Consider the following 1,005-nt stretch of genomic DNA (forward strand, 5'->3'; position numbering starts at 1 on the left):
GTTTTCTGGCTACTCGGGTGTGGATAAGTCTATCGGGTCGGCTGTTTTTCGATCTCCTTTCTGAGCCTTGTTTCGTTGCCTTGGTGGTGCCGCGGCGGCGGCACTGGAATGCTTGAAGCGCCAGCTCTCGTTGCCGGTCTCCACGATGTGGCAGTGGTGCGTGAGGCGGTCGAGCAAGGCGGTGGTCATCTTGGCGTCGCCAAAGACGCTGCTCCATTCCGAGAAGGTGAGGTTGGTGGTGATCACCACGCTCGTTCTCTCATAGAGCTTGGAGAGCAGATGGAACAGCATGGCACCGCCCGACTGCGTGAACGGCAAGTAGCCCAACTCATCCAGGATCATCAGATCGACGTACATCAGCCGGTGTGCCAGTTGACCGGCCTTGTTCTGCGCCTTCTCCAGTTCCAGGGCGTTGACCAGTTCCACCGTGGAGAAGAAGCGCACCCGCTTGCCATGCATGCGGATCGCCTCGATCCCCAGGCTCGTGGCCAGGTGTGTCTTTCCTGTGCCGGGGCCGCCGACCAGCACCACGTTGTGAGCCGACTCCAGGAAGCGCAGGGTGTGTAGTTGGCGCACCAGCGCTTCATCGAGTTGCGCGTGGGCGAAGTCAAAGCCGGCCAGATCGCGGTGCGATGGGAACCGCGCCACGCGCATCTGGTAGGCCATGGATCGCACCTCGCGCTGCGCGGTCTCGGCCTTGATGAGCTGGTGCAATACGGCCTCATGATCGAGCGACTTCATGCGGGCGGTGCCCAGCACCTCTGGCCAGGCACTGGCCATGCCGTGCAGGCCCAGCGCTTTGAAGGCATCAATGATTTCATGCATGGTCGGACTCCGACGATGCCTCATGAGGCTGTGCATGGCGCAGTCCGTCATAGCGCTGCAGATTGGCCAGTGGCGGCGTGTTGAGCGTGAGCATCGTGACCACCGGCGGCTCGGGCACGCGCTGCTCGTTCAGGCGAGAGAGCACGTTGAGCACGTGCTCGGCACTCACCCGCCCGGACT

Annotated in this window: 1 protein-coding gene and 1 pseudogene; both read right to left on the reverse strand. The window is 62.3% G+C overall.

Annotation, left to right across the window (positions count from 1 at the left end; genetic code table 11):
• Positions 1 to 9: 9 nt before the first annotated feature.
• Positions 10 to 825, reverse strand: a complete 816-nt coding sequence (gene istB / locus ACTIGJ_RS19555) for an IS21-like element helper ATPase IstB (RefSeq protein WP_439641992.1) — start codon at positions 823 to 825, stop codon at positions 10 to 12.
• Positions 818 to 1,005, reverse strand: a pseudogene (locus ACTIGJ_RS19560) (IS21 family transposase); the annotation flags it as partial. The gene istB and the pseudogene ACTIGJ_RS19560, both read right to left, overlap by 8 nt.

It is taken from the genome of Nevskia sp. (assembly GCF_051860985.1).
Lineage (GTDB): Bacteria > Pseudomonadota > Gammaproteobacteria > Nevskiales > Nevskiaceae > Nevskia.